General features: G+C 58.8%; 5 protein-coding genes. All 5 read left to right on the plus strand.

All coding sequences use genetic code 11. From position 1 onward, the window contains the following. Nucleotides 1–498 precede the first annotated feature (498 nt). The 5 genes from IVB27_RS25105 (at nucleotide 499) to IVB27_RS25130 (ending at nucleotide 7,328) form a co-directional block, all read left to right on the plus strand. Complete coding sequence (locus tag IVB27_RS25105; protein ID WP_247445847.1) at nucleotides 499–1,644, plus strand: FIST signal transduction protein; 1,146 nt, start codon at nucleotides 499–501, stop codon at nucleotides 1,642–1,644. A gap of 5 nt (nucleotides 1,645–1,649) precedes the next feature. Next, entirely contained in the window at nucleotides 1,650–3,392 is a 1,743-nt protein-coding gene (locus tag IVB27_RS25110) for an ATP-binding protein (RefSeq protein ID WP_247445848.1), read from the plus strand. A gap of 1,021 nt (nucleotides 3,393–4,413) precedes the next feature. After that, nucleotides 4,414–4,593: a hypothetical protein gene (locus IVB27_RS25120; RefSeq protein WP_247445849.1), complete on the plus strand. Its 180-nt coding sequence runs from the start codon at nucleotides 4,414–4,416 to the stop codon at nucleotides 4,591–4,593. Nucleotides 4,594–4,786: 193 nt separating this feature from the next. Next, the gene (locus tag IVB27_RS25125; RefSeq protein ID WP_247445850.1) at nucleotides 4,787–6,970 is read left to right on the plus strand and encodes a PAS domain-containing sensor histidine kinase; all 2,184 of its coding nucleotides are present in this window, start codon (nucleotides 4,787–4,789) and stop codon (nucleotides 6,968–6,970) included. Then, nucleotides 6,963–7,328 (plus strand): response regulator, encoded by a 366-nt coding sequence (locus IVB27_RS25130; protein WP_247445851.1) that lies wholly within the window; start codon nucleotides 6,963–6,965, stop codon nucleotides 7,326–7,328. The genes IVB27_RS25125 and IVB27_RS25130 overlap by 8 nt, the downstream gene beginning before the upstream one ends. Nucleotides 7,329–7,391: the final 63 nt, after the last annotated feature.

Raw genomic sequence — 7,391 nt, forward strand, 5'->3', positions numbered from 1 at the left:
ATCTTCGCCCATTGGGCGTCAGTCAAAACGAATCGGTCCATCCCAAGCTTGAATCACAACCAAGCCCCGATGAGAATCCTGAATCCCAACAGACCCTAGAGCGTGGTTGGATCGCTCGGCTCGTCCCCAAACGCTCGCAGCGAAACAGCGACGGTGAAGTCGCCCAGCATCCATCAGGTTGCCCGTGGGCTGAAGCCGCGTCGATCGTGCCTTCCCCAGGGTGCGCGCATCCACATGTCACGCGAACACGGAGCTGGCACCCAACTTCATTTGTACTTCAATAACGCCGTCCCGCCCTCTCTGGAACGACGCACCCTAATCGATTGTATTTACTGATTGAACTCTTACCTCGCATTCTACTCACACCCCCGAGTGCCTCAGCTTTCAACGCATTGCTACGATCTCCCTCGCCGTCCCAGGGGGACCGCCATTTGGAACCATTTCCCCTCCTAGCCGTTTACGACCGTTCACGTTTTTGGGGGGGATATGAGGGCATCGGTGGTTTCAACCGATTTGCGAGATAGCGCGAGTGCAGGCCAGTACTTGGCTGCTGAAGTGCAAAAATCCCTAACTAAATCGCCCGACGCTTTGGTCGTATTTGCAGCTCCCCAGCATGATCACCAAGCGATGCTTTCGGCCATCAAAAGGGAGTTGCCCGAAACGATAGTTGTCGGTGCCTCGTCTGCAGGTGAGTTTACGAATGTGACGAGCGGGCAAGGCTTAGCCTGCGCAATGGGACTGGTAGGAGAGGACGTAGTCTTTTCACACAGTATCGGGCGTAATCTCGCGCGGGATGCCGCTTCGGCCGCGCAAGAGATAGTTTCCAGGTTTACACCCACACCACCCGGCCAGTTTCCGTTTCGATCCGCTCTCGTTTTGGCTGATGCTCTAGCCGGACACGCTGATATCTTGGTGGATGAGCTGACATTAGCTACAGCCGGTCAATATCAATTCTTTGGTGGAGGCGCGGGGGACAACGCTCAATTCCAAAAGACAACGGTATTTTGTGGTGACGAAGTCTTGTCCGACGCCGCGGTCGCCCTGGAAATTCTTTCTTCGAAGCCATTGGGGGTAGGCGTTAGTCACGGCTGGAGACCCGCTTCAAAAGCCTATCGCGTAACGGCAAGCGACGGAATGCGGGTGATCAGTCTCGATGGCTTCCCTGCTATCGAAGCGTTCGAAGAACACGCCAAGGAAACCGCTCAGAACTTGGATCGGAAAGAACCGTTACCATTCTTCCTGCATAATATCATTGGAGTGGAGACAGGGGTCGAGCATCGCTTGCGGGTGCCCCTTGCTGTCGACGCAGAGGGCGCAGTTATATGCGCCGCTGAGGTCCCCACTGGGTCAGTTGTAAGAATCATGAGGACTAGTACAGAATCAGCGGTCGCTGCCGCGAAGGTGGCTTCAAATGCTGCCCTGTCTGCATTAGGCGGGCGTCCAGCCGCAGCCCTTTTCTTTGATTGCGTCGCTACCAGGCTGCGGATGGGAGACGAGTTCGGCTCAGAGCTCGCCAGCTTGCAGGAGAGAGTTTCCGATGTTCCACTGACGGGATGTAATACCCACGGTCAGATCGCGCGGGCGGAAGGCCAGTTCAGTGGCTTTCACAATTGCACCGCGGTGGTCTGCGTATTTCCCGAGTAGATCACTTGAACGATGATGGGGCGTGCCTTTTGAATGGATTTGCCAACGCCACCGGTAGGCAGGAAGCCTCGGCCCGCTTGGCCAGGGAAATGGGAGGCGAAGCATTTCTTGTTTTCCTGAAAGATGAGGAAACGGGCAGTTTTGCGCCAGCTCAGGGATTTCATCAGCGTCTGCCTGGCGGCCCGTCTTGGCGCTCATTTTTAAACCAGGCGTCGCGCGGCTGCGAGTTCTCTGGAGAGGTGGCGTTTCCTGGTCCAAACACACTCGTTCCCGCCGTGTCTCGTGCAGCCCCTGCGGCAATTTTGATGTTTGTCGGCAGGAATTTGTGTGTCCGTTGGAATGAAATAGAGCCGGGACTTCCGCTACTAATCGAATTACTTAAAACCGAGGCAAGGGTTCATATAGCGCTGGCACGCGAACGTTCCGCCAGGGAGGCGGCGACTCATGCGACGCACCTCGCTAAAGCGCTTGATGGCGCGCGTAAAGATGTATCGGCGACATCCCTGAGACTTCAGCAGCTGAATGCCACGCTTGAACAGCGTGTAGCGGAAGAAATTGCGCGTCGGAATGAGGCGGAAGCAGCGCTGCGTCAGGCGCAGAAGCTCGAAGCTATCGGTCAGCTTACCGGTGGGGTTGCACATGACTTCAACAACTTGCTCACAGTGATAATGGGAGGCCTTGAGACGATCGGCCGGCAAATTGCAAGTATGTCCGATGCACCACAGCTTGCGCGGATCATGCGTGCCCAAGCAATGGCGCATCACGCATCCCAGCGAGCGGCGACGCTCACCGCGCGATTGTTGGCATTTTCGCGCCGCCAACCGCTCGATCCAAGGTCAATTGATGTCGACCGCTTGCTCGCGGGAATGACGGAATTGCTTAACAGCACATTGGGAGAACAGGTCCGGCTTGAAATCGTAGGCAACGCCGGTTTGTGGAGCGCCTTGGCTGACGCGTCAGAGCTGGAACATGCGATCCTTAATCTTGCTGTCAATGCCCGAGATGCAATGCCCGGCGGCGGACGACTTACAATCGAGACCGGCAATACATGGTTGGACGATGAGTATGTTACTGCACTGCCAGAACCCGTCCCTTCCGGCCAATACGTTTTGGTGGCCGTTACAGACACTGGAAGCGGAATGGATAAGGCTACCGTAGACCGCGTATTCGAGCCATTTTTCACCACAAAGGAGGTCGGCAAAGGCACCGGCCTAGGCTTGAGCCAAGTCTACGGTTTCGTGCGACAAACGGGTGGGCACATCAGGATCTATAGCGAACTAGGTCATGGCACGACAGTCAAAATCTATCTTCCTCGATCCCAGACAGGCCCCGACGACCAGGTAAATCGCATCCCGCCAACTGCAACAATGTTACGGGGGAACGAGGCTATCTTAGTTGTGGAAGATCATGATGATTTGCGTGCCTATTCATCCGGAGTTCTCCGTGACCTCGGATATCAAGTCTTTGAAGCGGCGGATGCAGCATCGGCAATCGGCTTTCTTGAATCGTCTCGGACCATCGATTTACTTTTCACCGATGTGGTGCTGCCGGATAATCTTCACGGAAAAAATATCGCAGATCACGCTAGAAGGCTGCATCCGACGATCAAGGTGTTGTTCACTACGGGTTACACGCGCAATGCAATAGTCCACAACGGCCGACTTGATGCGGGGGTCAACTTCTTGAGCAAGCCGTTTACGTTTCGCGCGCTGGCCGAGAAAGTACGGAAAATTCTCGATGAGACATGACGCTAGGCGGGCAGGTACTTAAGTACTACTGCTGTTGGGGACTGACCAGAAAGAGGCGAGGCCGGTACGGTCCGCGTCAGCACGATTGCGGCTAGCGTAGTAAGTTGCTTCAACAGCGAACCCGCTTGCACGTGCTCCCTGACGCTGGCCGAGAGCGCGCGATCCTGGCGTCGTGGGGTTCCGACGCCTCTGGGATTCAATCTTGCCTGTCCATGCGCGCACCAGCCGGATTTAAGAAGCCGGTATCGCTTGACGAGATCCTGAACGCGTTGTGTGCCCTGGACGGGGGCCCTCGAACGCCGCCCGGTGGGAAGCCTTGTCGCCTTGGATTACCGAGCGTGCGCTCGGCCTGAAGTTCGGAGCCTCAGATGACAATGGACGAAAAGCTCGCGCGGCTTCGCTTCCATCGCAACAATGTCCACCGCTACCGCCGTCTGCTGAGCACTCGTCTCTCAGATCTTGAACGTGAGTTCTTGAGCCGGCGACTCTCGGAGGAGTAAATTGCAAATGATGCGCTATGGGCGGCAACTTTCCCAATATGATTGTCTCTTTATGCTAAACCCTCTGGTGGGTGCCCGGCGGCGACGTGCCCGCCAGACGGCGCTTTTCCGCCAAACAATCGGGGCGGGCCACCATGAAGTTCCCAATCGTAAGGAGGTGAGCGGCCTCAGTTGCCTGGGACGCCTCCGCTCCTTGATGTTGATCGAAGTCGCCTGTTGTTTGGCCCGTCTGAGGCCAGCCGGCATTCCTGAGACTTCAGTTCACCGGTTAGTGGGGAGTCAGCGCGATCCGGGCAAACCGACGCGATTGCGCGAAGAGGACATGGCGTTGGCGCAGCCGCGTTCGTGATCCGTTCTGGGCTGCCGAGTTGTTCGTATGCGATGCCCCGGTGCTGGCCTGCCGACCTCGACGCCTGCTTTGATTTGAGCCGCGGACCTAATTCAGCCCTGCCAAAGTGTTGCATTGGATGGAACAGTGGGTAAATTATTGCGCATCACAGTAGCGCCCATGAGTGCTGGCTATGGCGGAGTATCGCCTCTATCGCTTTGATAAAGAAGGGCACATTCAGGAGCCCCCCGTGATCGTCGAGTGCGAAGACGATGACGCTGCCATTGCCCAAGCCAAGCAATATGTGGACGGCGTCGCAATTCAAGTGTGGGACCGCGCCCGTCGAGTAGCCGTATTGCCGTCCGTAGATTGAGGCCGCCTCAATTTGCGGGCCGCTTTTTCTCAGATGTGACGGTGACTTGCCGGCCCTTCCGCGGAACCAAATGGCGCGCCATACGTTAGGGTGGGTTCGGCGGACCGCAGGGCGTCCGCCCATGTTCATTTCAAATAGGCGAGGCCCGCATCGGGCCGTCGCTCCTCTCGCCCCCGAGAGCCGAGCGCCTCTCATGTCAAACGTCGAAGAATTCCCGCTCTCCCCCCGCCAAAGGCCCACAGAGTTCGAAGCGCTGGTCGCGGCCGGCCACGCCGCGCTCGATGCCATTCCCGGCGCTGTCTATCTTTGTGACGCGGAGGGACTGCTCGTCGCCTACAACACCGAGGCCGTGGAATCGTGGGGGCGAACACCTGACCCTGCCAAGAAGGAGCGCTTCTGCGGTTCGCATCAGCTCTACCTGCCCGATGGAACTCCGCTTGCCCATGCCGACTGTCCCATGGCCGCGGCGGTTCGTCTGGGAGCGCCCACGCGCAATGCCGAAGTCATAATGGCACGGCCGGATGGCTCCCGCTTCTCGGCCCTGGTCAACATCCGGGCGTTGCGCGATCATTCTGGCTGCATCCAAGGTGCCATCAATTGCTTCCAGGACATCACCGGACGCAAGCAGGTGGAGGAGGAAGTCCGCCGGAAGACGCAGGAGTTGGAGGATTTTTTCGACAACAGCGCTGTTGGTCTCCATATCGTGAGCGGAGAGGGGATTATCCTTCGCGCCAATAAAGCCGAACTGGATCTGCTTGGTTACGGGCCCGAGGAGTACATCGGCCGCCACGTTGCCGAGTTTCATGCCGACGCGCCGGTGATCGGCCATATCCTTCAGCGCCTTTCATGCGGTGAGCCGCTCGATCGTTTTCCTGCGCGGCTGCGGGCAAGTGACGGCTCCATCAGGAATGTGCTGATTACGTCGAACAGCCGCATTGTGGACGGCAAGTTCGTCAACACGCGCTGCTTCACGACAGATGTCACTGAACTCCGTGTTGCCGAAGAGGCACGGAACGCTAGTGAAGCCAGGCTCGCAGCAACTTATGAGGCCGCCAGCGTCGGCATCGCCGAGACCGATGAGAACGGCCGCTTCTTGCGGGTGAACGATTCCCTCTGCCGCATCACCGCCCGGTCGCGCGACGAGCTGTTGCGGATGACCTTCATCGACTACACCCATCCTGATGACCAGACCGAGGATGCCGAGCTGTACGCGCGTCAAGTCCGCGTCGACATCGACAACTACACGGTTCGCAAGCGTGCACTGCGGCCCGACGGGTCGGTGCGCCATCTCGACATTTTCAGCTCGTCGGTGCGGGATTCGGCAGGCCGATTCCTTTATGGCGTGCGCGTCGCCCAGGATGTCACCACCACCAAGCAACTGGAGGACCGCCTGCGCGACGGCGAGCAACGCATGCGCGATCTCCTCGAGGCGCTGCCAGCAGCCATTTACACGACGGATGCCGAGGGTCGCATCAATTTCTACAATCGGGCGGCGGTCGAGATGGCGGGCAGAACGCCGCAGCCGGGCGACGAATGGTGTGTGACCTGGAAACTCTATTGGCCCGACGGCACGCCACTGCCGCACAATGAGTGCCCGATGGCCGTCGCGCTGCGCGAAAACCGTGAGGTCCGCGGTGCCGAAGCGGTGGCCGAACGCCCGGACGGCAGACGCGTACCCTTTATTCCTTATCCGACGCCCCTGCGAGACGCCGCGGGAAATCTGGTCGGCGCCATCAACATGCTGGTCGATATCAGCGAGCGCAAGCGCGCCGAGAACGCCCAAAAGATCTTAATTGACGAGCTCAACCATCGTGTGAAGAACACTCTGGCCACCGTGCAGTCGCTCGCGAGCCAGACCGCGCGCCACGCCGCCGACCTGCCGGAATTCCTGCCAACGTTCACTGGGCGGCTGCTTGCGCTTGCCCGCGCGCATGACCTGCTCACCAGGCGAAACTGGCAGGAGGCACCTTTAGAAAGGCTGGTCTACGATATCGTGGCTCCGGTGTCGGGCGGACGCGTGACGACGCAGGGGCCCCACGTCGATCTGGACGCGCGCACCGCACTGAGCATCACCATGGTGCTGAACGAGCTTCTGACCAACGCCGCGAAGTACGGCGCACTCTCGGTGCCCGATGGGACTGTGTCCTTCACTTGGCGGCTTGGCCCGAACAAACTGCCGCAAAGCGCGGTGGAATGTGAGTGGCGCGAACGCGGCGGGCCCCTGGTTTCGCCACCCAAGCGGCGTGGCTTCGGCACGCGACTGATGGAGCGTTGCGTCGAGCATGACCTCGCGGGCGAGTTCGATCTGGTGTTCGAGCCGGAGGGCACCCGCTGCCGTATGGTGTTTCCCATTGTGCTTGCATCGTCCAATGGTTGAGCTGTCCGGCGCCAGAGTTCTCCTGGTCGAAGATGAGGGCTTGGTGGCCCTCATGATCGAAGACATGCTCGAGGAATTGGGATTGAAGGTGGTCGCCTCGGCCGCCCACGTGCCAAAGGCGTGCGAACTTGCCTCCAGGGCATCGTTCGATCTGGCGCTGCTTGACGTGAACCTGGCGGGTGAACGTGTCTTCCCGGTAGCGCGCATCTTGCGCGACCGGAAAATCCCTTTCCTGTTCAGCACCGGTTATGGCGGACCGCCGCTTGAGGAGGAGTTCAGCCATGCGCCCGCAATCGGCAAGCCGTTCTCTATCGAGCAATTAAAGGAGCAATTGCGGACGATTCTGGCGCTCCCGTAGAAGCGCGGCTATGCGCGCCCGCGTATGTCGCTCACGCATTCGATCTGAAATCTACCTTCGATT

Source organism: Bradyrhizobium sp. 197 (genome assembly GCF_023073375.1).
Lineage (GTDB): Bacteria > Pseudomonadota > Alphaproteobacteria > Rhizobiales > Xanthobacteraceae > Bradyrhizobium.